We start from the raw sequence: 24,796 nt of genomic DNA on the forward strand, positions 1-24,796 counted from the left end.
TCGACCCAGCCTATCCCAACCCACGAGGACCACATGCCGCCCCGCGAGCATTCCCCCAACACGCCCCGCGCGACCGACGACGTTCTGACCGCTTCCGCCGCAAGCGAGGCCACCGCGCCGGCCACGTCGGGCGAGACCGTCACCGTCGCGTGCAAGCTGCCGCACGGCCTGGAGCTGCGCACCTTCACCATGGAGGAGGTCTCCGAGCCCGTCATGGGCGGCGGCTTCCGCTCCGTGAAGATGGCCCGGCAGGACGAGACGACCTTCGTCATCAAGGGCAACGCCTTCCCGCAGAACATGGCCCCGGAACACCCCATCATCGGCGGCTTTGGCCTGACGCCGGGCGTGCCGAAGGGCTTCTGGGACAAGTGGCTGGAGCAGAACGCCAGCTCCGCCCTGGTCCGCTCCGGCCTGATATTCGCGCACGCCAAGCCCGGCCACGCCGAGGGCGAAGCGCGCGAGAGGACGGAACTCCGCTCCGGCCTGGAGCGCATCGACCCGAAGAACCCGCCGCGCGTCGGCATGCAGGTCACCCAGGCCGACGTCTGATCCTGACCAACGGAGGGCCGCATGGCCGTCAGCTATGCCGACTTCATCGCGGCCTTCCCCGAGTTCGCCAACCCCGCCGTCTTCCCGGAGAGCCAGTTCAATTTCTGGTCGGCGGAGGGCTATGCCCAGCTCAACGCCAAACGCCTGGGCGGCCGGCTGGACTTGGCCGTGATGCTGTTCACCGCCCACAACCTCGCCCTGTCCGCACCGAATGTGCGGGCAGGGGCGACTGGCGGCGCGCCGGGGGCAATCCGCGGCCCGGCCACGTCCGAGACGGTCGGTCCCGCATCCGCCAGCTACGACGCCGGGAGGGTGGCGGATGAGCGAGCGGGCGAATGGAACCTGACCCAATACGGCGTCCGCCTGTGGCGCCTGATCAAGGGTCGGTGCCTGGGGCCGGTCTACGCGCCGGGTCCGCGTGGTCCCTACACCGGGCCGAGGTACGGGCGATGAAGTCGGGCGTCCGGACCACGCGGGACCATCTCGGCAAGGTCTCAGACGGCATTCGCCAGCTTGCCAAGCGGCAGGCCATGGTGGGCGTGCCGGGCGACAACGCCAACCGGCAGGCCGGCGAGCCGATCACCAACGCGCAGTTGGCCTACATCCACACCTTCGGCGCTCCCGAGGTGAACATCCCGCCCCGGCCCTTCCTCCAGCCGGGAATCGCCAAGGCCAAGCCGCGGATCGTGGCGGAGCTGCGCGGCGCCGCGGATGCGGCGATCGAGGGCGACGCCACGGGAGTGGAGATCGGGCTGGCGCGGGCCGGCCAGACGGCAGCCACCGCGGCACAGACGGAGATCCGCAACGGTCTCCAGCCGCCGCTCTCGCCGGCCACCATCGCCAACCGGGCGCAACGCACCCCTGGCAGCGGCTACCGGCGCGAGGCGACCGAGGCCGACGCCAAACCGCTCTGGGACACCGGTCAGTTGCTCCGGTCCATCACCTACGTCGTTCGGAGCCGCTGATGGCAAGCATCGACCTGAGCGGACTCACGCTCTCCACCTACATCGCCGGCACCGAGTTCACGGTGATCCGGCGCGTGGAGACTGTTGGCGACGACGGCTTTTCCGAAGTTACCAACCAGATCATCGGCCCCGTCTACGGCTCCATTTCCCCGACCGGCGACAACTCGCTGGTGCGGCAGCAGGATTTCCAGACCGGCGCCAAGACGATCAAGGTCATCACCGCCTTCCGTCTGCGCGGTCCGAGCAAAGAGGCCGGTGCCAGCTACCAGCCGGACCTGATCCTGTGGGGCGGCGACCATTACGTGGTTCGCGACCTCAAGGATTGGACGGCCTTCGGCGCCGGCTTCGTCGAGGCCGATTGCTCCAGCACCGATTTCATCGACAGCCCGCCGCAGGAGGCCGGAGCATGAGCAACACCAGCGCAACCGGCGGCCCGATCCTGCCGAACGGCACCGTCGCGCCGCTGGAAGGCAAGGCGCTGCTGGTCTTCCTGCAAGGCTGGCTCGCGCCGCTCCTGGGGCTGCCCGGCCAGATGGTCCGGCCCCGCTGGCAGGCCGAGCCGCCCGCCATCCCCGACGCGGGCGAGGCATGGGCCGCCATCGGCATCACGGCCCGGCCGGCGGACGCCTACCCCAGCGTCACGCACGACCCGAGCGGCGACGGGCAGGACATCGTGGTCCGGCACGAGCGGCTGGAGCTGCTGGTGAGCGTCTACGACCTGGGAGTCGCCGGGCAGGCCGACGCTCACGCGGCCCTGCTGCGCGACAACCTCACGATCCGGCAGAACAGCGAGCCGCTTCAGTTGGCCGGGTTCGCCCTGATCGAAACGGGCACGCTAACCCCGGTCCCGTCGCTTCTCAAGTCCCGCTGGCTCTACCGGGTCGACCTGCCCATCACCGTCCGCCGCGCCGTCGCGCGCAGCTACCCCGTCCTGAACCTACTGCAGGGCCAAGCGACCATCATCGCGGGCGATCCGGTGGGCCGGACGCTCACCGTCCCCGTCACCGTCACCAATTCGTAGGAGCCGCCCGCCATGGCGAACACCCTCCCAGTCTCCAAGCTGATTTCGGTGGGCGTGCAGATCACGCCGACCGCGGCGCAGGGGCCGGACCTCAACTCGCTGCTGATCGTCGGCGACACGCCGGGCGTGATCGACGCCCGCGAGCGCTACCGGCTGTACAGCGACCTGAACGGCGTTGCCGGCGACTTCGGCACGTCGGCGCCCGAGTATCAGGCCGCTTCCATCTTCTTCGCCGCCCAGCCCCAGCCGACCCGGCTCTACATCGGCTATTGGGTGCGCGTCGCCGCCGCCGGCCGGCTGACCGGCGCCACTCTGTCCGCGGCGGCCCAGGTCATGAGCAACTGGACGGCCATCACGTCCGGCGCGTTCCTGGCCTACATCGACGGCAAGCCGGTCAACATCAGCGGCCTGAATTTCTCGACCGCCACCAACCTGAACGGCGTGGCGTCGTCTATCGCGACCGCACTGAACAGCGCCTCGGCCGGCTCCACGGCGGCATGGAATTCCGTATACGGTCGCTTTGCCTTCATCAGCGGCACGACCGGCGCAGCCTCGTCCTTCGGGTTCCTACAGACGCCCGCGGCGATCGGCAGCGCCGCGTTCAGCGGCCAGCCCGCCAACAACGACACGCTGACCATCAAGGGCACCGCCGTCACCTTCGTGTCGGGCGCGCCGAGCGCGGGTCAGGTCCAGATCGGCAGCACCCTTGCCGCGACGCTGGCGAACCTGCTGACGCTACTGTCCAGCTCGACCGATGCCAACCTGTCGGCGATGACCTACGGCGTGGTCGGCACGACCCTCTACATCGTGAGCAAGGCCACCGGAACCACCGGGGCGTCCTACACGCTCGCCAAGTCGTCCAGCGCCATCACCCTCTCCGGCGCCACTCTCTCCGGCGGGTCGGGCACGGACATCAGCGCCACGCTGGGCGCCCGCGTCACCACGTCGGGCAGCTACGCCGTGCCGGGCGCGGACGCGGAAACGCCGCTCGCCGCGGTGCAGGCCATCGAGTCCGTTTTTGCTGACTGGTACGGCCTGACCTTCGGCAGCTCGGGCGGCAACGCCCACGTGACGGACGCGGACCACCTCGCCGTCGCTGGCTACATCGAGGGCAACGGCAACCGGCACCTTTACGGCGCCACGACCAGCGAGGCGGCGGCGCTGCTGCCGGGCGACACAACGAGCCTGGGCGCGCTGCTGGCGGCCCTGGAGTACAACCGGACCTTCGTGCAGTGGTCCAGCACCACGCCGTTCGCAGCCTGCGCCATCTTCGGCAAAGGCTGCACCGTCAACTACAACGGCGCGAACACCACGATCACGTTCATGTGGAAGCAGCAGCCGGGCGTTATCGCGGAAAGCATCAACAGCACACAGGCCGCCGCGCTCGACGCAAATAACTACAACTATTACGCCAACTTCAACAACAACACGGCCATCACCGTGAACGGGAAGCTGGCGAGCCGCCATTTCATCGATGAAATCTGGAACGCCGATTGGTTCGGCTCGTCCATCCAATCCGCCGTCTTCAATCTGCTGTTCACGACGCCGACGAAGGTCCCGCAGACCGACGCCGGCATGCACCTGATCGGCACGACCATCGAGGCCGTGTGCGCGCAGGCCGTCAACAACGGGTTCCTCGCGCCGGGCGTCTGGAACAGTGCCGGGTTCGGCCAGTACCAGCAGGGCGATTGGCTGCCCAAGGGCTACTACGTCTACGTGCCACCCATCGCGTCGCAGTCGCAGGCCGACCGCGCCGCGCGCAAGTCCGTGCCCATCCAGGTCATGGCGAAGGAAGCAGGCGCGGTTCACGACGTGGCGATTTCCGTCACGGTCAACCAGTAAACCCCAGGAGGCGTAAGAAATGCCTGTCTCGAACACTTACAGCTTCCTGAGCGTTCAGGGGACGATCGTCGGCCCCGGCGGCGCGATCAACATCGGCAGCACGGCGGGCGTGGCATCCGAAGGAATCACGGTCGAGCCGTCCGAAGACAAGAACACGATGACCATGGGCGCGGACGGGGCCGTGATGCACAGCCTGCACGCCGCCAGTCCGGGCCGGGCCGTGGTGCGGCTGCTCAAGACGAGCCCGGTCAATGCCATGCTGTCTCTGATGTACAACTTCCAGAAGTCCAGCGCGGCCAATTGGGGGGGCAACACGATTGCCTTCTCCGACGTCGACCGGGGCGACGTCATCACTCTGACCAGCGCGGCGTTCCGGAAGCAGCCGACCGTTGTCTACAACGTCGAGGGCCCCATGAACGAATGGGAGTTCGAGGGCGTGCTGAACATCCAGCTCGGCGGCGGCACGCCCAACCTCTCCAGCATGACGGGGTTCTAAGCCATGGTGGAATTCCAGATCGGCGACACGGCGTTTCGGGCCGGCAAGCTGAATGCCTTCGAGCAGATGGACGTTGCAGTGGTCTTGCTGCCCGTCATCTCCGGCGCGGCGGACGCCATTGCCCGCGTCTTCCGGGGTGGCGGCGGGCTGGAGAGCGGCGTGAAGGCGCTGCTCGACAGCGAGCCGTCCGCCGTGCTGGCGCCGCTCGCGAAGGCCCTGGCCGCGATGCCGCGGGAGGACCGGCGCATGGTCGTCACCACAGCGCTGTGCAAGGTCCAGTGGGCCAAGAAGGGACAGGTCGGATGGCAGGTGCTCTGCGACCACCAGGGCAACATCATGCTCAACGAGGTGGCGGACTCCCTGCCCCTCATGGTCCAGATCGTCTGGCGCGTCCTGCAACCGTCCCTCGCGTCTTTTTCAGCCGCCCCGCCCGCGCCTGGGAACTGACCGTCCCGGAGACGGCGGCGAAATTGGTGACGCTGCCGGGCCGGCGGGGCTGGCTGCTGCGGCCGGTCAGCGAGGGGTGGTGCCGGTACGAGAGCCTGAAAGACGGCACTCTCGACCTCGCCGACATCGCCGAAATGAACGACTGCATCGACGCGCGGATCGAGAACGATTGGCGTGTGCACGAAGCCGCACGACGGGAGCGCGGGAATGGCTGACACGATCCGCGAATTCCTCCTCGCGCTCGGCTTCGACGTTGACGAGCGCGGGCTGAAGCGCTTCGAAGGCGCCGTGGACAAGGCGACGGTGCCGGTCGTCGCTCTGGGCAAGGCCGCGGTGTTCACGGCCACCGCTGTGGGCGCCATGGTCACGACCGTGGCCCGCCAGATGGAGGATCTGTACTACGCCTCACAGCGGACCCACGCGACGGCGGAATCCCTGCAGGCCGTTGGCTATGCCGCGCAGCAGGTCGGCCTGCAGGCCGGGCAGGGCAAGGACATGCTGGAGGGTCTGGCCCGCGCCATGCGGACCAACCCCGGCACAGAAGGGCTGCTCAACGCCTACGGCATCCAGACGCGGCAGGCCAACGGCCAGTTGCGCGACCTGTCCGGCACGCTGAACGACCTTCTGCCGGTCCTGGCGAAGATGCCGCGGTATCAGGCCATCGCCATCGCGCCGCGCCTGGGCATCGACCCGGAGACGTTGAACCGGGTGCTCGACAACCTGCCGGCCTACTTGAAGGCGCAGGAGGAGGGGCGGCGCATCCTCGGTCAATTCGGCGTGGACAGCGAGAAGCTGGCCGAGCAGAGCAAGGACTTCGACAACGCCTTGGGCGGTCTGATGGCGCGGTTCTCGGCGCTTGCGCAGCGGGTGGCGCAGGATTGGCTGCCGGTGGCGAAACAGGTGGTCGACTACGCCAACGCGGCGGCGGACGCCTTCGCGCGCTGGTACACCAGCCTGGACGACACGGGCCGCAAGGCCGTCGATGTGGGCGTGGCGGTCGGCGCGGCGTGGGGCGGATGGAAGCTGCTGGGCGGCCTGCGCAACCTCTTGGGCGGCGGCGGCGCTGCGAGCGCATCGGGCAGCGGCCTTCTGGGCGGGCTGCTCCGGCGCCTCCCCGTGATCGGCACAGCCGCAGCCGTCATGGCCCCGTCCGAGGCCAATGCCGGGGAGGATGACGAGGTGCGGAAGTTCAAAGCGAACCCCCGCGCCTACGGTGTGGATGCCGACCCCGCGCCGCCGATCTCATCCCCGTCCGATATGCAGGCCACCGGCCAGAAGGTCACGCAGTACTTCATCCAGCAGGGATGGACGAAGGAGCAGGCTGCGGCGATCGCCGGGGCGCTGCAGGGCGAGTCCAACTTCGACCCGAAGGCCTACAACCCAGAGGGCGGCGGCCAGGGCGCGCACGGCATCGCGCAGTGGCGAGGCCCGCGCATCGAAGAGTTCGAGCGGATGTACGGCAAGAAGCTCCGCGATGCGTCGTTGGATGAGCAATTGGCCTACGTCCAGCACGAGATGACGAGCGGCAACGAGCGAGCCGCAGGGGCGCTCCTGCGCGGCGCGACCACGTTGCAGCGCGCCGCCGACGTGGTGACGCGGCATTACGAGCGGGGCGGCCTGGACGACATCCCGCGCCGGCTGGGCTACAGCCAGCACTGGCTGTCGCAGGTCAGGCCGGAGACGGCGACGCAAGCCGCGCAGGGCGGGGCGGGGCCGGTCACGGTCAACCAGACGGTCAAAACCACGGTCAACGGAGCGACCGACCCGGCGGCAACCGGGCGCGCCATCGGCCAAGCGCAGGAGCGGGCAACCGGCGACCTCGTGCGAAACCTGTCCGCCATCGTGAGGTGAGCAAATGAACATCCCCGCGCTTGGCCTCGGCGCCGCTGGGCTGATCGGCTCCAACGTCCTCGGCGCCATCTGGTCGACAAGCCCCAAGCGCGTCATCCTGTGGCAGGCCAAGGACGCCGCGGGGAAACCGGCGGTGGACCAGTCGGGGCGCCCGGCCATCTCGTCCCTCGCCCCGCAGGTCGTGGTGGAGGAACAGCACCTCGACCAACTCCGCCTGACCCAGCACCCGGTCGAGGTGGGCGCGCAGATCACGGATCACGCCTTCAAGCTCCCGGCGCGGCTGCGCATCCGGGCCGGATGGAGTTTCGCCAACGCCGCCGGCATCGCGGCCATGTTCCTGCCGGTGCCGCCGGATACCAGCTACCTGACGGACCTCTACGACACGCTGCTGAAGATCCAGACGCAGCGCGCCGTGGTCACAGTGGTGACGGGCAAGCGCCGGTACACCAACCTCATGCTGGAGACGCTTGCGGTCCGGACGGACGAGAAATCGGAAAACGTCCTGTGGGTGTCGGCGGAGTTCCAAGAGGTGCTGTTCGCCCGCGTCCAGACCGTCACCGTGCCTGATCCGTCCGTCCAGAAGGCCCCGCAGGCGACCGCGGCCCCGGTGAACAATGGCAACGTTGGATTGCGCACCATCACCATCGTCAGGCCAAGGGGTCCGTAATGGCTGAGTTCGAAATCCCGACGATCCCGGCGGCACAGCGGATGACCATCACGCTCGGCGGCACGATCTACCAGCTCGCGATCGACTGGAATGGAGCCGCGTCCTGCTGGGTGCTCGACATCACCGACCAGGGCGGCCTCGGGCTGGTGCAGGGCGTGCCCCTGGTGACGGGCGTCAACCTGCTGGAGCAGGTCGGCTATCTGCTCATCGGCGGCGCCAGGGCGGAAATCCTTGTGCAGAGCGACAACAACCCGGACTTGGTGCCCTCGTACGAGACGCTGGGCAGCACCGGGCACCTCTACTTCACGACCCCGTGAGGACCCATGGCAAATGAGACGCTTTTCGGGCGGAAAATCGGGCTCGTGGTGTACAACCCGCAGAGCTTGGGCGGCGGCGGCCTCGACTTGTCCGAGATGCGCATCCTGTTCCGCGTGAACCAGTCGGACATTGGAACGCCGGGCACTTCGTTCATTCGGATCTACAACCTGAAGGAGGAGACGGCGCGCAAGGTCCGCGGCGAATACCAGCGCGTCACGCTCCAGGCAGGCTATGCGGACGGGCCGTACGGCGTCATCTTCGAAGGCGAAATCAAGCAGGTCATGACCGGGCACGAGAGCCCGACCGACAGCTACCTGGATGTTTTCGCCGCCGACGGCGACACGGCCTACGTCAACAGCGTGATCAACACCAGCCTTGCCGCTGGCTCGACACCCGCGGACCAGTTCGACGCGCTGTCCAAGGCCATGGACCTGCAGGCCGGCTACGTGACCGACCTGCCGCCCACGGCGCTCAGCCGCGGCAAGGTCATGTTCGGCATGAGCCGCGACTACATGCGGCGCCTGAGCGAGACGGTAGGACAGAGCTGGAGCATTCAGAACGGGCAGCTCGTCATGGTGCCGATGACCGGGTACCGGGCCGGCGAGGCGGTGGTTCTGACCGCGGCCACCGGGCTCATCGGCTATCCGCAGCAGACGCCGGGCGGGATCGAGGTGACGGCGCTGCTGAACCCGAAAATCCAGATCGGGGGCTTGGTGAGGATCGACAACAAGTCGATCAACCAGGGCCTCAGCACGGCCCCGGCCATCTCGCCGGGCCGGCTGGAGTCCATCCCTGGCTTCAACGCCAAGATCGCCGACGACGGCTTTTACAAGGTGCTGGTGCACGAATTCGTGGGGGACAGCCGCGGGGTGCCCTGGTACTCCACCATGACGTGCCTCGCCGTCGATCCGTCGGCGCCGGACGGCCAGCGGGTCAACCCGTATTGGGCGGGTGGACCGGTGGGGTAGTCACCCCGCCTTCGTCCACAGCGCGGGCATCGTGGCTCCCTTCACCAGCTTGCCGCCGGCCTTGTACTCCACCACCATCACCGGCACCCCTGGCGGCCAGTAGGCGGTCGCCTTGGTGCCGGGCTTGGCGACGCGGCACCCATAATCCGACGGGCGCGGCCGGTCGACGCGGCCATAGAGCATGGTTGCCCCAGGCTGCTGGGACTCGCGTATCTCGTCCCGCCATGCGCGGTTGTAATGCTGGTACAGGGCCGTAACAGTCGCGTAGTCGGCGCACACGATGCCGCCCGGCACGACCGGCGATCCGACTCCGATCACGAGGCCCACCGACACAACCTCGAATTTCTCGCCCGGCTGCTGGGCCGCTGCGGCTGCGCTCATGGCCGCAGTGATGACGGCTGCCGCCAGAATGGACCGCATGCTCTCCCCTCCGAAGACGTGATGGCGAAGCATAGCACAACCTCGGAGAATCGGCGTGGACCCTCGCGAACGCTTTGACGACGGGCAGGAAGCCCTGCGTGCGGCGATGGACGGCCTGCAGGGGCGGATCAACACCGCCATCCCCGGCATCATCCAGAGCTTCAACGCTGCGGCCATGACCGCCGTGGTGCAGCCCGCCGTCCAGCGGCAGGTGCGCGACCCGGCGGGCATCTGGCATTGGGTCAACCTGCCGCTGCTGCTCGACTGCCCGGTGCATTTCCCGTCGGGGGGCGGCTTCACGCTGACATTCCCTGTGGCGCCGGGCGACGAGGTGCTGGTCATCATCGCCGACCGCTGCATTGATGCGTGGTGGTCGAGCGGCGGCGTGCAGGCGCAGGCCGAACTGCGGATGCACGACCTGTCGGACGGCTTCGTGATCCCGAAGGTCTGGAGCCAGCCGAACACGATCGGCGGCGTCTCGGGCAACTCGACCCAACTCCGCAGTGACGACGGCGAAACCTACGTGGAAGTGGCCGGCGGCGAGGTCGTCACGGTGAAGGCGCCGACCCGCATCGTTCTGGACAGCCCAGACGTCACCATCTCGGGCCGGCTGTCGATCCTGAACAGTGAGGGGCACGCCGCGCCGTGTGCCATCGCCGGGGCAGTCTACGCCACGGGCGACGTGGTGGCCGGGGCCGGCGGCGCGTCGGTCAGCCTACAGCATCACATCCATGGCGGCGTCCAGCCAGGCAGCGGCAGCACCGCCGCGCCGACACCGGGAACCTGACCCATGCGCTACCGAGCCCTTACCGGCGCCGGGGACAGCACGTTCTGTTCCGGCGCGACGGCCTTCCACGTCGACAACGCCGCCGCGGTGGCGCAGGCAATCCGGACGCGCCTGCTGCTGCTGACCGGGGAATGGTTCCTCGACGTCACGGAGGGCACCCCCTACTCGACGGAGATCCTGGGGACCGGGACCGTGCCGACCTACGACGCGGCCATCCGGACGCGCATCCTCGAAACGGCCGGCGTGACGGAGCTGGTCGCCTACTCCAGCGACCTGAACCGCGCGACCCGCGCCCTGTCCGTCGACGCCACCGTCGCCACGATCTACGGGCAGACGGCTATTGACATCACCCTCTCCACGGTGACGCCCCGATGACGACCTATCCCCTCCCGACGCTGGCCGCGACGGTCAGCGCCAGCGGCATCACCGCGCCCGCCTACGTGGACATCTACGCCAGCCTGCAGGCCAGCTTTCAGGCCATCTACGGCAGCGACTCCTACATCGCGCCAGACAGCCAGGATGGCCAGATGTTGGCGATCTTTGCCCGCGCGATCCACGACTCCAACAGCGCCGCGATCGCGGCCTACAACAACTTCAGCCCGGCCACCGCGCAGGGAACCGGGCTGTCATATGCCGTGAAGATCAACGGCATCAGCCGGATCGGCGCGACCAACAGCGTCGCCGTGGTGACGATCACCGGGCAGGCCGGGACCGTCATCAGCAACGGCCTGATCGGCGATGACCAGAGCCTCGGCACGCAATGGGCGCTCCAGGCCACCGTGACCATCCCGCCCGAAGGCGAGGTGACGACTGCGGCGACCTGCACGACCGCTGGAGCGGTGGCGGCGGAGGCCGACACGCTGACCCGCATCCTCAACCCGCAGCGCGGCTGGCAGGCTGTGACCAACGCCGCGGCGGCTTCCCTGGGGCGCGCGGTGGAGTCCGATGCGGCCCTGCGGCAGCGGCAGGCGCAATCCACGTCACTCGCCGCCGTGACGCCGCTCGCCGCGCTCTATGGGCAGATTGCCAACGCCGCAGGCGTGACGCGCCTGCGGCTCTATGAGAACGACACCGGCACGACCGACGGGAACGGCATCCCCGGCCACACCGTCTGCGCGGTGGTCGAGGGGGGCGCCCCGGCGCTGATCGCCCAGGCCATCGCCGTGAAGAAGGCGCCCGGCACCGGGACCTACGGCGACACGAGCGTTCTGGTCACCGACCCGTCCGGCGTGCCCGTCACGATCCGGTACAGCACTCTGGCCTACACGGACATCTACGCCACGGTCACGATCACGCCGCTCGCGGGATACACGTCAGCGATCGGCGGCTACATCGTGGCGGCGCTGGTGCAGGAGATCAACAGCACCACCATCGGCGCGCCGGTCACGTATGGGCGCCTCTGGTCGGCGGCGAACCTGACCGGCACCGCGGCTATCGCGGCGGTATCCGCCGCATCGGGCGCCGCTCAGACGCAAGCTCAACTCGACGCGCTCAGCGCCACGTACGACGTGACGGCGATCACGGTCGGCACGGCCCCCGACCCGTCCGGGTCGGCCAATGTTCCGGTCCCCTTCGACTCCGTCGCGCAGACCGAAACGGACCAGATCGTCCTGACCGTGGAGTGAGGCGGCAATGAACGAGGAATTCCAGACCGCCGCGGCCGACTCCGGGCTGGCGATCCAGGGGGCGATCAACCGCCTCGGCCTCTACATCGGCTCCCCCGACATCTACCCTGGCCTGCCGGTTCAGGAGCCCGTGGTTCCGGCCCCCGCCGGTCGGCCCATCGCCCTCGCGCAGCAGGCCGCCCTGGACGCTGTGGCGGCGGCAATCGCGGGCGTTGCCGCGTTGCTGGTCGACATGGTCGGCGACCCCGCGGTGACACCCTACGAGGTGCCGGGCCTCTCCCTGCCCGGCGCCGACGTGGCGACCTATCTCGGCCTCATCACGAGCGAGCACGCCAGCCAACCCCTATACCGCGCAGCGCTGACGGCGCTGCTCAAGCCGCTCTCGGACGGGCAGGGAAGCTTCGCCGGGCTGGCTGACCGCTTCGACCTTGATCGCGCCGTGGGCGACCAGCTCGACACCATCGGGCTTTGGGTGGGGGCAAGCCGGCGACTGACCGTGCCGCTGACCGGCGTCTACTTCAGCTTCGACACCGCGGGCGTCGGCTTCGACCAGGGCTCCTGGTGGGCTGTCGGCGATCCGACAGGGTACCTCACCGTCCTGCCGGACGACGGGTACCGGACGCTGATCCGCGCGCGCATCGCCGCGAATGCCTGGGACGGCACCATTCCCGGTGCCTATGCGGTCTGGGACATCGCCTTCGCCGGCACCGGGTACTCGGTCCTGATCCAAGACAACCAGAACATGACGATGGATTTCGCACTGCTCGGGCCGTCGCCCGACGCGGTGACGCTGGCCCTTTTCACGGGCGGCTACCTCAACGTCCGGCCGGCCGGCGTGGCGGTCAACGCCTACTGGACCCAATCCGTCCCGGACACCCCCTATTTCGGCTTCGACGCCGCCGACTCCGGCATCGCCGGGTTCGACGTGGGCGCCTGGGGCCTCCCCACTTCTCCTTGAGGAATCCACATGGCGACCAACGATTTCATTCCCTTCGCCACGGCCACGGGCGCGAACGTCGAGACGCAGGCGAATTGGGAGACCGACACCGGGTCCGGCGGCGCGCTGGAAGGCGGTTTTCAATCCGGGCTCGCCCGGTCTGCCCAGGTTAACAAGGCCATTCGGCAGGGCACCGTTATGGCGTCCGCCGCTGGGCAGGCCATCGGCACCGTGACGGGGCAGGACGCTCTGGACAATGGCGACGTTGACCTGCTCGCCCTGCGGTTTCAGGCCGCGATGGGCATGTCCCGCATGCAGGTCTTCACCTCCTCCGGGACCTTCACTGTTCCCGACGGCGTGACCCGCGTCCGCGTGACCGTGATCGGCGGCGGCGGGGCGGGCGGCTACAACTCCACCTATGCCAGCGGCGGGGGCGGCAGCGGCGGCCGGGCCATCAAGACCATCACCGGACTCGTTCCGGGCGCCACGGTCGCCGTGACGGTCGGGGCCGGCGGTGTGAGCCCTGGCACGGCAGGGAGCGGTGGCAATGGGGGCGTCTCCTCCTTCGGCGCTTATTGCAGCGCGTCGGGAGGAACGGGCGGCGGCGGGGGTACCGGAGCGGCGAATGCTGGCGGTGGGCCGGGCGTCGGCTCCGGCGGCGATCTGAACGATTACGGGGCGTACGGCACCGACGGCTTGCAATTCGGCCCCGGCGCTCCCTCGACGGGCTGCGGCGGTGCCGGCGGCGGCCCCGGCGGTGGTCGCGGAACGTCCGGATTTGTGACCGGGGTCAGCGCCAACGGCTACGGCGGCGGCGGCGGCGGCGGCGGCAGCGGCGCCTCCGGCGGTGCCGGCAAAAGCGGCCTCGTGATCGTGGAGTACTGAGCATGACGAATCCTCTGGCCGACGACTGGAAGTCGACGGGCGACCAACTCCTGGCCTCGCTCTGGAACCTGATCACGACGGTCGGCCTTGCGCCGAGCGGCACCACCACCAACCCCGGCATGGCTTTCGCCGACGAACCCGGTACCGGCTTCAGCCGACCGGCCGCCGGAACCATGGCCGCGTCCGTTCTGGGCGTCGAGCAGGCGCGGCTGACCCAGGGTGCGCTGTCGCTGACCGGCGCGGCGCTGAACCAGCTTCGCGCCGCGCCGGTCGTGGCGGCGGCTACGGTCGATCTGGGGGCCGTCAAGGGCAACTACGTCCCGATCACCGGCAGCGCCAGCATCACGTCGCTCGGGACGGCGCAGGCGGGCGCGGAGCGCCTCCTGCGCTTCGACGGCGCGTCGACGCTGGTTCAGGACCCGACCAAGATCATCCTCCCCGGCGGCGCCAGCATCACGACCGCGGCGGGCGATCTCGCCTGGGTGGTCAGTGAGGGCGGCGGCCTGTGGCGATGCGTCGAGTTCTGGTCGGCGGCGTCGCCGTTCCTACGCATCAACGGCAACGGGTCGCAGGTCACGGCCATTGCTGCGGGGGGCTCCGTGCTGCGGACCAATGCGGCCCGGTTCGGTGAGCGCCTGTCGCTCTACGACGTCGGCTGCGCTTGCAACGGCGTGGCGAACGACGCCACGGCGCTCGCGCTGTTCTTCGCGACCACGACCCTGACCGGCGGCGTCCTCGCTGTCCCGGAATCCGCCAAGGTCTATTTCGGGGCATCCATCACAATCCCCGCCGGCTGGTCTATTGTCGGGCCGGGCGGTCATGGTGTGCTGACGCCCGCCAGCACCAGTTCATACTACAATCTTGGGGGGCAGATCGCCCTTGGGGCCGGAGCAACGATCACTCTCAGCGAGCGCGCCGGCCTAAGGGGGCTTCTCATTATCCGCCGTGGCTTGACGCAGCCTGTTCCGGACGTAGCGACCGCCACGGCGTTGATCGGACAGTTTTCCGGAACAGCGGTTGTCATGGCCGGCGCCGATGCCCAGGTCGTTGGTTGCATGTTGCTGGGGCATAGCTTAGGCGTCGATACCGGAGGGTCGGAGCGCGCCCGGGTTATCGGCAACAAAAGCCACTGCACCAATGACATTCACCTAAACGGCGGAACCGACGTTTGCGAGATCGGTGAAAACAATCTTTGGCCTTTCATGACGGCGCGTGTGACGGGGGTTCATAACGGGTCGGACGCTTCTGCCGCCCCGCTTCGCACCGCCGGCTTCGGCGTCAAGGTGACGGGCGGGGCGGATTGGTCGAATGTTTACAAGAACATGGCGTACGGCAAGGCGTACGCCTATATCGCAGAAAATTCGTCGAACATTAGCTTCGACCGCTGCCAAGCTGACTACACAAGCCCAAACACAGGGAGTGTTGCGGGTTTTAGTGTGATCGGGACATCTATTTACACATCAATACTAAACTGCACTGGCGTTGCGCAAGCCACCTGCGTGTACATCGACTCCACGGGCGGGGCTCTCGCCGACAATGGTGTTCGCGTTATCGGTGGCATCTGGGCGGCGTCTGCCACCAACATCAACGTCGTCAACGGCGCAGCGGCAATCACCAGCAACCAGTTCTATTCCGGCACGCAAGGCGTGGTATGCGGGGCTGGGGCTGAGCCGGGGAGCATTATTGGCAACTATTTCCAGAATGTCGCAGACCCCCTCGTCATCGATGCGGCGGTTATCGACAAGATGGAAATCCTCGGGAATAGCTATGATGGGGTGACGGAGGCGCAGGGCAACCGTCTGAACGCCAACTTGATGGTAAAGGCATCCAGCGGCGCAGTGACCATCATGGACACCCGCCCAATGGCTCCGGGATTCGGTGGGTCTCTGTTGCTTGGCGGCCCTTTCGAGTCTGGCAGCTTTGGCGGATACGCCGGGGTTCGCGGGCATCTGGTCGCAGGAACCGCCGGCAACGAGGCCGCAGACCTCGTTTTTCAGGCGAGGCGACTGGGGTCGATGGTGGATTATCTGCGGCTCGGCTATGACGGGCAGTTCTATCCTGAAGTCGACAACGCCAACGATAACGGGACGGATTCAAAGAGATGGCGCTCTGTCCGTGCGGTGCTCGGCCAGTTCTCAAACGTCGCGTATGACGGCTTGGTGAAAGTCTCTGCAACCACGCAGGTGGACAGCGGGGCGGCGGTCACCCTCACCGCGGTCAACGCGATCCAGCGCGTCCGCCTCACCAACAACGCCACGATCACGCTCCCGGCGCTCACGCTGTCCGGAACGGAGCGCAGCGAGATCGCGGTGGAGCTGGTGCAGGACGGCACCGGCAACCGGTCCGTGACCTGGGCGACGCAGGCAGGCGACATCATCAAGTGGGACGGATCAGGGGTTGCCCCTGCCATCGCAACAACCGCTGGCTACCTGACGGAAATCGTCTTCCGCCGCGCGGCTGGAAGTACTGTCTGGCGCGCCTCCAAAATCTGGCAGGAAGGGGCATAAATGCGCATCGGATCATCAATCCTGCGCTCCCCGCGCCCGGACACGAACCTCCAGTTCCTATCCGGCCTGCTGGACCCGCGGGTGTCTTCGTGGACGCGGAGCGGGGTGTGCAGCTATTGGGACGCCGCCGGGGCGCTCCAGGCGCCGGGGGCCAACGTGGCGCGTTTCGACCACGCCCCGCTCACGCTCAACCCGCTGGGCCTCCTGTTCGAGGAGGCCCGCGCGAACCTGATCGCCAGCCCCGACACCCCGGCAACACAGTCCGTCAGCGTCACGGCCCAGGCCTACACGCTGTCCTTCTACGGGTCGGGCACGGTGACGCTGAGCGGCACAGCGACGGCCACGGTGGCCGGGACGGGCGTCGTCCCGAACCGGCGCACCTACACTTTCACCCCGACCGCCGGCACGCTCACGCTGACGATCAGCGGCACCGTCCGGTACGCCAACCTCGAAGCGGGGGCCTACGCCACCAGTTACATTCCCGGCGCCTCCCGCGGGGCCGACACGGGCATCACCCTGGCAGCCTCGACACTGCCGGGCCTGTCGGTTTCGCAGGGCACGCTGTTCGTGGAATGGCTGTTCCCCGGTATCCTGCCGTCCGGTCAGGTCTCGTTCATCGGGTTCGATGACGGGACCGGCACGAACCGCATCCTGCTCCGGGTTGGGCAGGGCGGTGTCGCCGACATGGTGTCCAGCCCCGGCGGCATCGACACGTCCGGCTTTGCGGTCACGGCCGGCACCATCATCCGGCAGGCGGTGGCGTGGTCCTCCGGCAGTTGGGGGCACGCTGTGAACGGCCAGCTCGAAACCAGCTCCGTCACGACCATGCCGGCGTCATTCACCCGCCTTCTCCTCGGCGCCGGGCTCGGCTCGTACTGGCTGAGCAAGGTCCGGCACTACGCGATCCGGCTCCCAGACGCCGTGATTCGCACCATGACCAACGGGTGAGCGCGCCCCTCGGCGCGCCGCCCTTTCCCGCGAGGTTCCGAAATGAAGCCCATCCACCCTGACGCCCTGGCCCTCGCGCGCAACGCCGAAGGCCTGTACCTCAACGCCTACCTGTGTCCTGCCGGGGTCCCAACCATCGGCTACGGCCACACCGCGGGCGTGAAGATGGGGCAGCGGATCACCGCCTCTCAGGCCGAAAACTTCCTGCTGGAGGATATGGCCGCAGCGGCGGCGCAGGTCGACAAGCTCGTGAAGGTGCCGCTCACCGATCGGCAGCGCGGCGCCCTGGCGAGCTTCGTTTTCAACCTGGGGGCCGGTGCGCTGGGCAGCTCGACGCTGCTCCGTCGGCTGAACCAGCGCGACTATGCCGGTGCGGCGGCCGAGTTCCCAAAGTGGGTCTACGCAACGGTGAATGGCGTCAAGACGCAATTGCCGGGGCTGGTGAAGCGCCGCGCCGCTGAGGTGAAGCTGTTCGAGAAGGGGTGAACAGTTGAGGTGGCGGGAGTCCCCCGCCGGAGAGCTGAAACGCCAAAGAAATCAATATTCTCCGCGCCGCGCGGGGGATTGCCGCCCCGACCAGCCGCCCGGCATTCCGCCCGGCGGCTTTTTGCTGCCTGAAAGGAGCCAGCCATGATGTTCCGCATGTCCACCATGATCCCCGCTCGCAAGGTGTGGGCCGGGGGCCTTGCCGGCGTCGCCGCGGCGGTGATTGCCTCGCTCCTGCGTCAGTATGCCGACGTGGACGTGTCTGCCGACCTGATCGGCTACATCATCGCTGGGATCGTGCCGTCAGTCGCCTACCTCGTGCCTCCATCAGCTCGTGATGCCATCGTGAAGGCGGATGAGGTGGCGAGGCAGGTGGGGAAGGCCCCGCTTGAACCTTGACCACACTCCATTCATGATCGCCGCCGACGATCCACAACCGACGCGACGAAGCCGGTGCGCGCTGCATCTCTCGAAAACTGCTTAGCAGAACTCCTGCCGTTGGGGGCTGGCCCGTTTCCTCCAGATATTGAGGCAGCCCGCGACCGCCTGTGCACCGAACTGGTCGACCGCGGCGTCACGCCGGTTCTGAGCGAGTCATGGGCGGACTTGCAAGCGCTGAACGCTCGCCACCGAGAAAGCTGGTTTCCCCTCCTGCCGAAGCCGCCCAGCGCCCCAGCCTTCTGGATTGGGCTAGTCGATGGGGAAGGGGAGGTGGTCGCCACTTACGGCGTGGTGCTGGTTGACTGTGCCGGCTCCAGTTTCGGCGCCCGCCTGATGGACCTGTCAGCACTGCATGATCCAGGGTCGGCCCCGGCGGACGAGTGGGTCTTCGTCGCCAGTGAGGGCGCCCACGATGCCATGGGGCCAGTGGCTTGGATTGTAGCCGGGTGGATCCGTCCGGACTGGCGAGGGTCTGGGCTATTCCACAGACTAGGGGCGCTGACGCGACTGCTGGCGCTATGCTGCTGGCCGGTTGGTTGGGTGGTTGGGCTGGTCGACCCAGAGACGGTTCCGGTGTGGAGGGGGCGCGGCGTTAGTCGGCACCGGCTGGAGGATCGCCCTGGCATCCTCTATCGCCAGAGTGGCGTGGGGCGGCTGCCGCTGCACTTTATGCGGTGGAGTCGGGAGGACGCTCTTCTTAGCCTTGGCATAAGATCGAAGCAGGCAGCCGAAGCCATGACCCCCGTGTAGCTTCCCGGCCTTCCACCGGGTGGGGCGCACGCTCCGGAGCGCACGCCTCTGCAAGACCTAGGCGTTGGGGGATCGGACCCGACCGCCGAAGCGGCCCCATCTCCTTTACCGATGGCCCATGGTGCGCGGCCTTGCCTCTGCTCGCGGAGCGGTCCGGGGGTATTGCAGCCTTCCACCCACTTCAGACTCTCTGCCCTGTCGAACGGTGTGTGGGCACCGCCGACGAGCTTCCGCCGCTCCGCAACTCTGTGCCCCATGCGGGGCGAAACTGTTGCCGGTCTTTCCCGGCTGTCATCGGTCTGCCTTGCGGCTTTCGTGCGGCTCGGGACTTTCGTCCGGGCTACACGCGGGGCACCCAACCGAAACCCGCGGCCCTGACGCCCATTCGGGCGAATTCTGCCGGACACCAAACCGGCTGCCTCATTCCCCGCACGAGAGTTTCCGGCGCCTACTTCGTTCGGTCATCCGGGCTTGGCGTCGGGGCGCAGACCCGAGGCGCGGGTCTTGGTGTTTTAGCTGCGGGCCGGACTGGATACCGGCTCACGGGCCTTCGTTGGTGGATTGCCGACCCGTATTTGATCCACCGCTCAGAGCGTCTATCCGCTCAGCCGCAGCGCAAACACTATAGCAAGTCCCCGATACGATGTCACCCCTGATCGCGCGACGCTTTCGTGTGTCCGTGCTCGATCTCACAAGCAATCACTTCCATCCTGTCCGCCCGCGCTGCCCATTCTGTTCCGCCAAACCTGATGGCGTTGCAGCGGAACTCTACGGCTTGCGCGCGAAGAGCCTCGGACACGAGGCGTTCGTCTTCGGGGCGGATAGCGTAGGTCATTGCCCCTCCTCCTGCGCCAGGGCGGCGCGGCCCGCGTTGGTGATGTGCACCCGGCCAAAGCTGCTGATCGGGGCATCAACAAGACTGCGCCGGATCAGAACGTCCATCGACGATCTTCCGTACTCGTCTCGGAACCCCATGCCGCCGGTCGATGCGGCAAGCGCTCCCAGCACTCTGGCCTGCGCCTTGGTCAGCTTCATGTCACCCACGGTCGCCTCCTGTGGTGCTGGAGAGAGCCGCCAGTTGCCCGCGAAGGGCGCTGATGTCGCCGCGGTCCTGACCGGCGATCAGGACCCATGTGCCGTCCTTCGGCGCCGTCTCAATCGGCTGCCAGCGGGCGCTCGCTTCGGTGTGCGTGGTGTCGGTCATGGCGCGCAGTCCTTCAGGTCAAAGACGAGGCCGGCGCAGTAGAGGTCTCCGCCCTCCATGATCTTGAAGCGCGCGTGCGGGAGGTTGGTCGTCATCAGCCATGAGGTGTCGAGACCTTCCGGGCACCAGATGGCCTTCACCGGCATGGCCTTCATCTTCAGCGCGTCAAAGTTCGACGTCTCCTCGGACAGCAGGCCGTTTTCCGTGAAGTAGGCGGTTCCACCGTCATAGGCGCCGATCTCGTCATAGACTGCGCCACGGAACTCCATCAGGTCGTCGCTGGCCCCGAACACCGCCACCAGACCGGCAGCCTTCATCTGGGCGAACATCTCGCGGCTTCCCTCGAAACCGTACTCGTTGCCGTCCAGAGCGGCGGCGGCTTCCTGCATCGTGATCATGGGGGTGGTGTCGGTCATGGGGGCCTCGTGGGGGTTCAGGCGGCGCGACGGCGCGGTTTCCGCGTCGCGTGCGCCAGCACTTCGCCGAAATGCTCGGCAATGATCCGGTTGACCTTGGCGACCAGATCGGGGCGCTTGAACTTGACGTGCAGGTTCCGGTTCTTGAACGTCTTGATGGAGAAGTATTCCGTCTCCAGCGTGTTGCCCAAGCTTTGGCGGGTGGTCTGCGCCACCATGGCGGCAGCGTCTCCGCGATGATCCTTGGTCGGCTGGCCGTCTACGATCTGGAAAATCCTATCAAGGTCCCGCATTTGGTCTTGGCTGTTGCTCCAATGGTTCCAGCCGCCATACTCGGACAGCGCCCCGGACATGATGAGCTTGTCGCCAAGGCGGTAAGCGGGGTTGCTGGCGAACGAGCGGTCCAGCGCCATGAACAGGTTGATGACGCCGCGCTTGAATGTCACCTCGCTCTCCGCCGTCAGCCGGGAGAATGTGGCGACGAGGTTGTCCCGCGTCACTTCCGCCGGGTCCTTCTCGTTCTGCTCACGGAAAGCCTTCACCTCCTGCGCATCCATCAGGTTGATGAGGCCAAGGGCGTTCATGATGTGGTTCCACACCGCGCCGTCGAGGTTCCGGCGCATCGCGTTCACGGCTCCGTCAGTCTCGCCGTGCTCAATGCTGTAGGTCTCGCGAACCAGGACGTGCCGCAGGTTCGTGTAGTCGGTCGCGCCGACCTCCTTGTGGACCTTCGCCGCTTCCGCCAGCAGTTCGACGCCCCGCCGGTAAAGCTCCAGCGCCCGGTCACGCTTCGCCACGATCTCGTCGGCGCTGCCCTTACGGATGATGTCGGTGCGGTGCGCTTCGATCATGGCTGGCCCTCTCTGGGATTGGCTAGATGCGGCGACGACCGCGAAGTTCATGTTGATAACCCTAGAGGTTATTGATATAACCGTCAAGAGAGGAAATTGACCGGGGCGGTTATATGCTTGAACCTGCGATACGGCTTCTTGATACTGCCGCCATGCTGACGGCAGGACAGATACGCGCCGCGCGGGCGTGGCTCGGATGGAAGCAGGCCGAATTGGCCGAGGCTTCTGGGGTGGCTTTGCAAACGGTGAAGTTCATCGAGCAAGGTCGAACGGAGGATCCGAGGAGCAGTTCGCTCGACAAGATCGAGGCGGCTTTCCGAACGCACGGCCTCGAGTTCTTCGACGGCAACTCCCCACTCCCGCCCGGCGGCCCCGGCGTCCGCCTCCGTGATGCCTCCCCGGACACGAAAGGAGGGGAGCCATGAACCGCGCGGATCGCAACGTCTTGATGGCGTTGGAGCGGGCAGGCGATTGGCTGGTGCCGACGCGCGACCTGCCGAACGGCCACGGTCATGTGATCGGTGCTGGAGTGACGGCGGCAACCCTCAGCCGACTGGAGCGCTCGGGGCTGATGGAATATGTCCTGTTTGACCACGGCCCCGGAGGGTGGCGCATTACTGCCGCAGGCCGTGAGTTGCTGGCGACCGCGCGCCTCTTCCGGCTCACAGAGAGGAGGTGAGTGATGACCTGCACCGTTCACCATACAGTCGGAGTTCGGCAGCAGCGCGGGACGGCAAAACTCCACCGCGATCCGGATTGCCAATATCTCCGCAGCGCCGCGGCTGTCTTCTCGGAACAGATGGGCATCGGTAACACGACCGACCGCATGCGGTGTTCCCGGTGCTGGCCGCAGTTTGCTGGCGCCCCGGACAGCAAGGGAGACGGCCAGTGACCAGCTTCGAGCCCGTCCGCACTCTGGCGGACCTGAACAGCCTCAATGAGGACGACATCGTTGATGGCTACCTGTCCGCCGAGAGCGGCGACCCGGAACCCGGCGCGAACCGGGGCAGGGCCTTTTGGCACGGCTGGCGGAACCGGATGATCGACCGTGGCGAGCTGCCTTCGGATGATGCCGCGTCCCAGCTTGCCCGCGAGTATGTCGAAGCGTCCAGGGCTGCGGTCCGGGCGGGGCGCATGAAGGAAGGAAAGGAGGGCGTGCCGTGACCTGCCACCACTGCCACAAGACGCTCGCCGGCAAGTTCTACGTGTTCAGCATCGCCGCCATGGAGCAGGAGGCTCCGGGCCGTGCCGTGATGATTGCTGACGGCGCCATGCCCGTGCGGATCAGCGCTGACATCGGCTACCACGATCACGGGCTGACGGAGCTGACCGGCGCTGCGTCGGTCGATCTCCTCGACGGCCTGCCGATCCGCAACGCCCAGGCCGAAGCCTCCTTCTGCTCCAAGGCGTGCATGACCGACTGGTTCGCGGCCAAGGTCAACAGCCTGACCGGCCTGTCCGCCTGACAAGCGTCACCCCGCCTTCCGCTCCGGCGCCATGTTGTCTATCAGCGCAGCGCGCGCTTCCATTACCGACGCTTCATCGCCCGGCCCGGCTCTCCGGCCATGCCGAATTTCCCATCCAAGGATCGCATTGACCGAGAGCCGTGCCTCTTCCCCGCCAGCCCTGACGGCATCGACCACGGGCGGCGTGCATCCGCCCGGTTCCCGGCGGCTGGCGTTGATGGCCTGGATAAGCTCTGCGTAGGTCATGTCTTGGGGCCGTGAGTCTTGGGGGCTTCGGAAGGACGTGCGAGAAACACGGTGTAGCCGGACCCGCGCATATGCTCCACCAACTTCATGGCGAGCATGGTGACGGCCACGTCGTCGGGCTTCCGGCTCGTCTGCATGCCGCGGTTCTGGGACAGAACGAATTCCACCGTCCGCTGAACGTCTCCCCACGGGATCGCCCCGCCGCCCATCAGGGCGGGGGCCGCCAACTCGGCCCAGCCGATGTACTGGCGCTTCATCTCCGGCCCGAGGCCGTTCCAAAGCTCCTGGCCGCCGGCCATTGCGACAGCGGCGTCCCAGATCGCGCGAGGTGGATGGTCAATGCTCATGCGGGAGATGGTGGCATGAGAACAGGTGGGGAACAAGACTGGTCGCCCGTCTGCCCGTTCATTTGGCACGCATCAGGAACGCCATGTCACGCCATGGCGGAAAACATGAAGCGATAACCATTTAAAATCAAAACCCTGACTTTACCTGCCACGTAAGGATAAGTAGTTGATCTGTCAGCGGAAAGCTTTCTGTTTGTCATCATTTGGCTTTTCGCCAATTTTCCAACTTTGTTATCGCTGCGGTTGCCCTGCGGAACTGGTCGCTCTCCTTGGTGTAGTGCTCAATCATAGAAAGAGCGGAGTGGCCGGTGATGGCTGCTATTTCATGGATGCTGCATCCAGCCTCAGCTAGCCGGGAGCGGCGACCTTGCGAAGCCCATGGAAGACGTACCCTGTGAACTCAGGGCGAAGCGGGCGCCCATGCTTGTCAGCATGGAGGATGAACCCACGGAAGCTCGATGAGAAATGATCCCCGTTGGGCCACGGCAATCCGTTACGGCGAACCAGAATGGTGGTGGCGGTCGACTCTCCTCGCGTAGCCTTCCACGCGTCCATCTCGTGTCGCAGGGCGCTGTGGCATGGAACTAACAGCTTCTTCCCTGTCTTCTGCTGGGCCAGGGAGATCGTGGATCCATCGTAATCAGACCACTGCATGCGGATGCAATCGCCAAGCCTTTGTCCAGTGTAGACGGCCAGTGCCACAGCTCTGCGAAAGTGCTCCGGGAGCACGCCGGGAGTCAACGCGTGCTCCACCAGAGCGTCCGGCCAGCGTGAATGTTCGCCACCTTTCAGTTTTCTGATACGCAGGGCCGGATGAAACTGGATGTACTCGCGATCAAGCGCGAAAGTTAGCAAGACTGTCCAAACCTTGTGAACCTCGTTCGCGATGCCTGGAGTGCCGGCTAAAGCATCGCGTTGGGCCAAGACATGCCGGCGCTTGATCTTGGCTATCTCAACCTCACCATACTCGGTGACGATCTCGTTCAGGCATCTGTCGTAAAGGGTTTGTGAAGACCGCTTCATTCCCCTGTATTGATGACTTGCGGTGTATTCCCTGACGATAGCCGCGACGGTTCTCGCGCGCGGCTCCTTGCTGGCGCGTTCGTAGCTGTATGTCTTAATTGTTCCGTCTGCGAGAGTGCGCTTTACGGTTTTGCGGGCCATCGCGGAGAAGCCTCGAAGAAATTTCGTCGGGATCGGTGGTGCGGGGCGCGGTTCCGACCGCTTGCTCCATTCCAGTTCGGACGGCTATGCGCAGGCTGTCAACATGCCATCTCTTGGCGCCTCCGATCATAAGCGGCTTTGGGAGGACGCCTTTTTCCACCCACCGGCGGACGGTGGACGCGCTCGTGTCGA

At 66.8% G+C, this 24,796-nt stretch carries 35 protein-coding genes; 26 read left to right on the forward strand and 9 right to left on the reverse strand.

Annotated features, from left to right (window positions below; all coding sequences use genetic code 11):
- Positions 1–33 precede the first annotated feature (33 nt).
- Genes Sp245p_RS25905 through Sp245p_RS25965 form a run of 13 tightly spaced genes read left to right on the forward strand, consistent with a single transcriptional unit; the run spans position 34 to position 9,124 of the window.
- The gene (locus Sp245p_RS25905; RefSeq protein ID WP_014199394.1) at positions 34–549 is read left to right on the forward strand and encodes a hypothetical protein; all 516 of its coding nucleotides are present in this window, start codon (positions 34–36) and stop codon (positions 547–549) included.
- A 21-nt stretch (positions 550–570) separates the two neighbouring features.
- Positions 571–1,002 (forward strand): DUF4054 domain-containing protein, encoded by a 432-nt coding sequence (locus tag Sp245p_RS25910; RefSeq protein WP_014199393.1) that lies wholly within the window; start codon positions 571–573, stop codon positions 1,000–1,002.
- A complete protein-coding gene (locus Sp245p_RS35170) occupies positions 999–1,514 on the forward strand; it encodes a hypothetical protein (protein WP_014199392.1) in 516 nt (171 codons plus the stop codon). Before Sp245p_RS25910 ends, Sp245p_RS35170 begins: the two co-directional genes overlap by 4 nt.
- Positions 1,514–1,924 carry a hypothetical protein gene (locus tag Sp245p_RS25920; RefSeq protein WP_014199391.1) on the forward strand — a complete coding sequence of 137 codons (411 nt, stop codon included), beginning with the start codon at positions 1,514–1,516 and terminating at the stop codon, positions 1,922–1,924. Before Sp245p_RS35170 ends, Sp245p_RS25920 begins: the two co-directional genes overlap by 1 nt.
- A complete protein-coding gene (locus tag Sp245p_RS25925; RefSeq protein WP_014199390.1) occupies positions 1,921–2,535 on the forward strand; it encodes a phage neck terminator protein in 615 nt (204 codons plus the stop codon). Before Sp245p_RS25920 ends, Sp245p_RS25925 begins: the two co-directional genes overlap by 4 nt.
- A 12-nt stretch (positions 2,536–2,547) precedes the next feature.
- Positions 2,548–4,377 (forward strand): DUF3383 domain-containing protein, encoded by a 1,830-nt coding sequence (locus Sp245p_RS25930; protein ID WP_014199389.1) that lies wholly within the window; start codon positions 2,548–2,550, stop codon positions 4,375–4,377.
- Between the two features lie 19 nt (positions 4,378–4,396).
- A complete protein-coding gene (locus tag Sp245p_RS25935) occupies positions 4,397–4,873 on the forward strand; it encodes a DUF3277 family protein (protein ID WP_014199388.1) in 477 nt (158 codons plus the stop codon).
- 3 nt (positions 4,874–4,876) lie between these two features.
- Positions 4,877–5,320 (forward strand): phage tail assembly chaperone, encoded by a 444-nt coding sequence (locus Sp245p_RS25940; protein WP_014199387.1) that lies wholly within the window; start codon positions 4,877–4,879, stop codon positions 5,318–5,320.
- Positions 5,321–5,346: 26 nt separating this feature from the next.
- Entirely contained in the window at positions 5,347–5,535 is a 189-nt protein-coding gene (locus Sp245p_RS25945) for a DUF6889 family protein (protein ID WP_247887504.1), read from the forward strand.
- Positions 5,528–7,171, forward strand: coding sequence for a phage tail tip lysozyme (locus tag Sp245p_RS25950; RefSeq protein ID WP_052584513.1), 1,644 nt, complete (start codon positions 5,528–5,530; stop codon positions 7,169–7,171). The genes Sp245p_RS25945 and Sp245p_RS25950 overlap by 8 nt, the downstream gene beginning before the upstream one ends.
- A 4-nt stretch (positions 7,172–7,175) precedes the next feature.
- Complete coding sequence (locus Sp245p_RS25955) at positions 7,176–7,838, forward strand: phage baseplate protein (protein ID WP_014199384.1); 663 nt, start codon at positions 7,176–7,178, stop codon at positions 7,836–7,838.
- Positions 7,838–8,155, forward strand: a complete 318-nt coding sequence (locus tag Sp245p_RS25960) for a phage baseplate plug family protein (RefSeq protein WP_014199383.1) — start codon at positions 7,838–7,840, stop codon at positions 8,153–8,155. Before Sp245p_RS25955 ends, Sp245p_RS25960 begins: the two co-directional genes overlap by 1 nt.
- A 6-nt stretch (positions 8,156–8,161) precedes the next feature.
- Positions 8,162–9,124, forward strand: coding sequence for a phage protein (locus Sp245p_RS25965; protein WP_014199382.1), 963 nt, complete (start codon positions 8,162–8,164; stop codon positions 9,122–9,124).
- On the opposite strand, the gene Sp245p_RS25970 is transcribed toward Sp245p_RS25965, so the two are convergent.
- Positions 9,125–9,544: a hypothetical protein gene (locus tag Sp245p_RS25970; protein WP_014199381.1), complete on the reverse strand. Its 420-nt coding sequence runs from the start codon at positions 9,542–9,544 to the stop codon at positions 9,125–9,127.
- 55 nt (positions 9,545–9,599) lie between these two features.
- Here Sp245p_RS25970 and Sp245p_RS25975 point away from each other — a divergent pair, with 55 nt between their 5' ends.
- The 9 genes from Sp245p_RS25975 (at position 9,600) to Sp245p_RS26015 (ending at position 18,118) form a co-directional block, all read left to right on the forward strand.
- A complete protein-coding gene (locus Sp245p_RS25975; protein ID WP_014199380.1) occupies positions 9,600–10,331 on the forward strand; it encodes a Gp138 family membrane-puncturing spike protein in 732 nt (243 codons plus the stop codon).
- A gap of 3 nt (positions 10,332–10,334) precedes the next feature.
- Positions 10,335–10,706, forward strand: a complete 372-nt coding sequence (locus Sp245p_RS25980) for a contractile injection system sheath initiator (protein WP_014199379.1) — start codon at positions 10,335–10,337, stop codon at positions 10,704–10,706.
- Positions 10,703–11,956, forward strand: coding sequence for a baseplate J/gp47 family protein (locus tag Sp245p_RS25985; protein WP_014199378.1), 1,254 nt, complete (start codon positions 10,703–10,705; stop codon positions 11,954–11,956). Before Sp245p_RS25980 ends, Sp245p_RS25985 begins: the two co-directional genes overlap by 4 nt.
- 7 nt (positions 11,957–11,963) lie before the next feature.
- Positions 11,964–12,914 carry a DUF2612 domain-containing protein gene (locus tag Sp245p_RS25990; RefSeq protein ID WP_014199377.1) on the forward strand — a complete coding sequence of 317 codons (951 nt, stop codon included), beginning with the start codon at positions 11,964–11,966 and terminating at the stop codon, positions 12,912–12,914.
- Positions 12,915–12,923: 9 nt separating this feature from the next.
- Complete coding sequence (locus Sp245p_RS35175) at positions 12,924–13,778, forward strand: glycine-rich domain-containing protein (RefSeq protein ID WP_014199376.1); 855 nt, start codon at positions 12,924–12,926, stop codon at positions 13,776–13,778.
- 2 nt (positions 13,779–13,780) lie between these two features.
- On the forward strand, positions 13,781–16,285 hold the full coding sequence (locus Sp245p_RS26000) for a hypothetical protein (RefSeq protein ID WP_109139017.1): 2,505 nt from the start codon (positions 13,781–13,783) through the stop codon (positions 16,283–16,285).
- A complete protein-coding gene (locus Sp245p_RS26005; RefSeq protein WP_014199374.1) occupies positions 16,286–17,233 on the forward strand; it encodes a hypothetical protein in 948 nt (315 codons plus the stop codon).
- Positions 17,234–17,275: 42 nt separating this feature from the next.
- Positions 17,276–17,719 (forward strand): lysozyme, encoded by a 444-nt coding sequence (locus tag Sp245p_RS26010; protein ID WP_014199373.1) that lies wholly within the window; start codon positions 17,276–17,278, stop codon positions 17,717–17,719.
- 144 nt (positions 17,720–17,863) lie between these two features.
- The gene (locus Sp245p_RS26015; protein ID WP_014199372.1) at positions 17,864–18,118 is read left to right on the forward strand and encodes a hypothetical protein; all 255 of its coding nucleotides are present in this window, start codon (positions 17,864–17,866) and stop codon (positions 18,116–18,118) included.
- Between the two features lie 1,438 nt (positions 18,119–19,556).
- On the opposite strand, the gene Sp245p_RS26020 is transcribed toward Sp245p_RS26015, so the two are convergent.
- Genes Sp245p_RS26020 through Sp245p_RS26035 form a run of 5 tightly spaced genes read right to left on the reverse strand, consistent with a single transcriptional unit; the run spans position 19,557 to position 21,432 of the window.
- A complete protein-coding gene (locus Sp245p_RS26020) occupies positions 19,557–19,745 on the reverse strand; it encodes a hypothetical protein (RefSeq protein WP_041813899.1) in 189 nt (62 codons plus the stop codon).
- Positions 19,742–19,945 (reverse strand): hypothetical protein, encoded by a 204-nt coding sequence (locus Sp245p_RS26025; RefSeq protein ID WP_014199370.1) that lies wholly within the window; start codon positions 19,943–19,945, stop codon positions 19,742–19,744. Before Sp245p_RS26025 ends, Sp245p_RS26020 begins: the two co-directional genes overlap by 4 nt.
- Before the next feature lies 1 nt (position 19,946).
- Positions 19,947–20,114, reverse strand: a complete 168-nt coding sequence (locus tag Sp245p_RS35180) for a hypothetical protein (RefSeq protein WP_014199369.1) — start codon at positions 20,112–20,114, stop codon at positions 19,947–19,949.
- Complete coding sequence (locus tag Sp245p_RS26030) at positions 20,111–20,530, reverse strand: hypothetical protein (protein ID WP_014199368.1); 420 nt, start codon at positions 20,528–20,530, stop codon at positions 20,111–20,113. Before Sp245p_RS26030 ends, Sp245p_RS35180 begins: the two co-directional genes overlap by 4 nt.
- A 17-nt stretch (positions 20,531–20,547) precedes the next feature.
- Positions 20,548–21,432, reverse strand: a complete 885-nt coding sequence (locus Sp245p_RS26035) for a DUF4942 domain-containing protein (protein ID WP_244439533.1) — start codon at positions 21,430–21,432, stop codon at positions 20,548–20,550.
- Positions 21,433–21,494: 62 nt separating this feature from the next.
- On the opposite strand from Sp245p_RS26035, the gene Sp245p_RS26040 reads away from it, so the two are divergent.
- The 4 genes from Sp245p_RS26040 to Sp245p_RS26055 all read left to right on the forward strand — a co-directional run bounded on the left by Sp245p_RS26040 (position 21,495) and on the right by Sp245p_RS26055 (position 22,847).
- Complete coding sequence (locus tag Sp245p_RS26040; RefSeq protein ID WP_052584511.1) at positions 21,495–21,806, forward strand: helix-turn-helix transcriptional regulator; 312 nt, start codon at positions 21,495–21,497, stop codon at positions 21,804–21,806.
- A complete protein-coding gene (locus tag Sp245p_RS26045) occupies positions 21,803–22,060 on the forward strand; it encodes a hypothetical protein (protein ID WP_014199365.1) in 258 nt (85 codons plus the stop codon). Before Sp245p_RS26040 ends, Sp245p_RS26045 begins: the two co-directional genes overlap by 4 nt.
- Before the next feature lie 209 nt (positions 22,061–22,269).
- Entirely contained in the window at positions 22,270–22,545 is a 276-nt protein-coding gene (locus Sp245p_RS26050) for a hypothetical protein (protein ID WP_014199363.1), read from the forward strand.
- Positions 22,542–22,847, forward strand: coding sequence for a hypothetical protein (locus Sp245p_RS26055; RefSeq protein ID WP_014199362.1), 306 nt, complete (start codon positions 22,542–22,544; stop codon positions 22,845–22,847). The genes Sp245p_RS26050 and Sp245p_RS26055 overlap by 4 nt, the downstream gene beginning before the upstream one ends.
- A gap of 6 nt (positions 22,848–22,853) precedes the next feature.
- Here Sp245p_RS26055 and Sp245p_RS26060 read toward each other — a convergent pair whose 3' ends face one another.
- From Sp245p_RS26060 to Sp245p_RS26070, 3 genes are all read right to left on the reverse strand, one after another.
- Positions 22,854–23,093: a hypothetical protein gene (locus Sp245p_RS26060; RefSeq protein WP_041813896.1), complete on the reverse strand. Its 240-nt coding sequence runs from the start codon at positions 23,091–23,093 to the stop codon at positions 22,854–22,856.
- The gene (locus tag Sp245p_RS26065) at positions 23,090–23,440 is read right to left on the reverse strand and encodes a hypothetical protein (protein WP_129557208.1); all 351 of its coding nucleotides are present in this window, start codon (positions 23,438–23,440) and stop codon (positions 23,090–23,092) included. Before Sp245p_RS26065 ends, Sp245p_RS26060 begins: the two co-directional genes overlap by 4 nt.
- Positions 23,441–23,788: 348 nt before the next feature.
- Positions 23,789–24,604: a site-specific integrase gene (locus Sp245p_RS26070; protein WP_109139018.1), complete on the reverse strand. Its 816-nt coding sequence runs from the start codon at positions 24,602–24,604 to the stop codon at positions 23,789–23,791.
- Positions 24,605–24,796 lie beyond the last annotated feature (192 nt).

It is taken from the genome of Azospirillum baldaniorum, from assembly GCF_003119195.2.
Taxonomy (GTDB): Bacteria; Pseudomonadota; Alphaproteobacteria; order Azospirillales; family Azospirillaceae; genus Azospirillum; species Azospirillum baldaniorum.

Excerpts from the sequence above, each read along its gene's own strand:
- Sp245p_RS25905 (WP_014199394.1), top strand. The coding sequence starts at position 34 with ATGCCGCCCCGCGAGCATTCCCCCAACACGCCCCGCGCGACCGACGAC.
- Sp245p_RS25910 (WP_014199393.1), top strand. The coding sequence starts at position 571 with ATGGCCGTCAGCTATGCCGACTTCATCGCGGCCTTCCCCGAGTTCGCC.
- Sp245p_RS35170 (WP_014199392.1), top strand. The coding sequence starts at position 999 with ATGAAGTCGGGCGTCCGGACCACGCGGGACCATCTCGGCAAGGTCTCA.
- Sp245p_RS25920 (WP_014199391.1), top strand. The coding sequence starts at position 1,514 with ATGGCAAGCATCGACCTGAGCGGACTCACGCTCTCCACCTACATCGCC.
- Sp245p_RS25925 (WP_014199390.1), top strand. The coding sequence starts at position 1,921 with ATGAGCAACACCAGCGCAACCGGCGGCCCGATCCTGCCGAACGGCACC.
- Sp245p_RS25930 (WP_014199389.1), top strand. The coding sequence starts at position 2,548 with ATGGCGAACACCCTCCCAGTCTCCAAGCTGATTTCGGTGGGCGTGCAG.
- Sp245p_RS25935 (WP_014199388.1), top strand. The coding sequence starts at position 4,397 with ATGCCTGTCTCGAACACTTACAGCTTCCTGAGCGTTCAGGGGACGATC.
- Sp245p_RS25940 (WP_014199387.1), top strand. The coding sequence starts at position 4,877 with ATGGTGGAATTCCAGATCGGCGACACGGCGTTTCGGGCCGGCAAGCTG.
- Sp245p_RS25950 (WP_052584513.1), top strand. The coding sequence starts at position 5,528 with ATGGCTGACACGATCCGCGAATTCCTCCTCGCGCTCGGCTTCGACGTT.
- Sp245p_RS25955 (WP_014199384.1), top strand. The coding sequence starts at position 7,176 with ATGAACATCCCCGCGCTTGGCCTCGGCGCCGCTGGGCTGATCGGCTCC.
- Sp245p_RS25960 (WP_014199383.1), top strand. The coding sequence starts at position 7,838 with ATGGCTGAGTTCGAAATCCCGACGATCCCGGCGGCACAGCGGATGACC.
- Sp245p_RS25965 (WP_014199382.1), top strand. The coding sequence starts at position 8,162 with ATGGCAAATGAGACGCTTTTCGGGCGGAAAATCGGGCTCGTGGTGTAC.
- Sp245p_RS25970 (WP_014199381.1), bottom strand. The coding sequence starts at position 9,544 with ATGCGGTCCATTCTGGCGGCAGCCGTCATCACTGCGGCCATGAGCGCA.
- Sp245p_RS25980 (WP_014199379.1), top strand. The coding sequence starts at position 10,335 with ATGCGCTACCGAGCCCTTACCGGCGCCGGGGACAGCACGTTCTGTTCC.
- Sp245p_RS25985 (WP_014199378.1), top strand. The coding sequence starts at position 10,703 with ATGACGACCTATCCCCTCCCGACGCTGGCCGCGACGGTCAGCGCCAGC.
- Sp245p_RS25990 (WP_014199377.1), top strand. The coding sequence starts at position 11,964 with ATGAACGAGGAATTCCAGACCGCCGCGGCCGACTCCGGGCTGGCGATC.
- Sp245p_RS35175 (WP_014199376.1), top strand. The coding sequence starts at position 12,924 with ATGGCGACCAACGATTTCATTCCCTTCGCCACGGCCACGGGCGCGAAC.
- Sp245p_RS26000 (WP_109139017.1), top strand. The coding sequence starts at position 13,781 with ATGACGAATCCTCTGGCCGACGACTGGAAGTCGACGGGCGACCAACTC.
- Sp245p_RS26005 (WP_014199374.1), top strand. The coding sequence starts at position 16,286 with ATGCGCATCGGATCATCAATCCTGCGCTCCCCGCGCCCGGACACGAAC.
- Sp245p_RS26010 (WP_014199373.1), top strand. The coding sequence starts at position 17,276 with ATGAAGCCCATCCACCCTGACGCCCTGGCCCTCGCGCGCAACGCCGAA.
- Sp245p_RS26015 (WP_014199372.1), top strand. The coding sequence starts at position 17,864 with ATGATGTTCCGCATGTCCACCATGATCCCCGCTCGCAAGGTGTGGGCC.
- Sp245p_RS26020 (WP_041813899.1), bottom strand. The coding sequence starts at position 19,745 with ATGACCTACGCTATCCGCCCCGAAGACGAACGCCTCGTGTCCGAGGCT.
- Sp245p_RS26025 (WP_014199370.1), bottom strand. The coding sequence starts at position 19,945 with ATGAAGCTGACCAAGGCGCAGGCCAGAGTGCTGGGAGCGCTTGCCGCA.
- Sp245p_RS35180 (WP_014199369.1), bottom strand. The coding sequence starts at position 20,114 with ATGACCGACACCACGCACACCGAAGCGAGCGCCCGCTGGCAGCCGATT.
- Sp245p_RS26030 (WP_014199368.1), bottom strand. The coding sequence starts at position 20,530 with ATGACCGACACCACCCCCATGATCACGATGCAGGAAGCCGCCGCCGCT.
- Sp245p_RS26035 (WP_244439533.1), bottom strand. The coding sequence starts at position 21,432 with ATGAACTTCGCGGTCGTCGCCGCATCTAGCCAATCCCAGAGAGGGCCA.
- Sp245p_RS26040 (WP_052584511.1), top strand. The coding sequence starts at position 21,495 with ATGCTTGAACCTGCGATACGGCTTCTTGATACTGCCGCCATGCTGACG.
- Sp245p_RS26045 (WP_014199365.1), top strand. The coding sequence starts at position 21,803 with ATGAACCGCGCGGATCGCAACGTCTTGATGGCGTTGGAGCGGGCAGGC.
- Sp245p_RS26060 (WP_041813896.1), bottom strand. The coding sequence starts at position 23,093 with ATGACCTACGCAGAGCTTATCCAGGCCATCAACGCCAGCCGCCGGGAA.
- Sp245p_RS26065 (WP_129557208.1), bottom strand. The coding sequence starts at position 23,440 with ATGAGCATTGACCATCCACCTCGCGCGATCTGGGACGCCGCTGTCGCA.
- Sp245p_RS26070 (WP_109139018.1), bottom strand. The coding sequence starts at position 24,604 with ATGGCCCGCAAAACCGTAAAGCGCACTCTCGCAGACGGAACAATTAAG.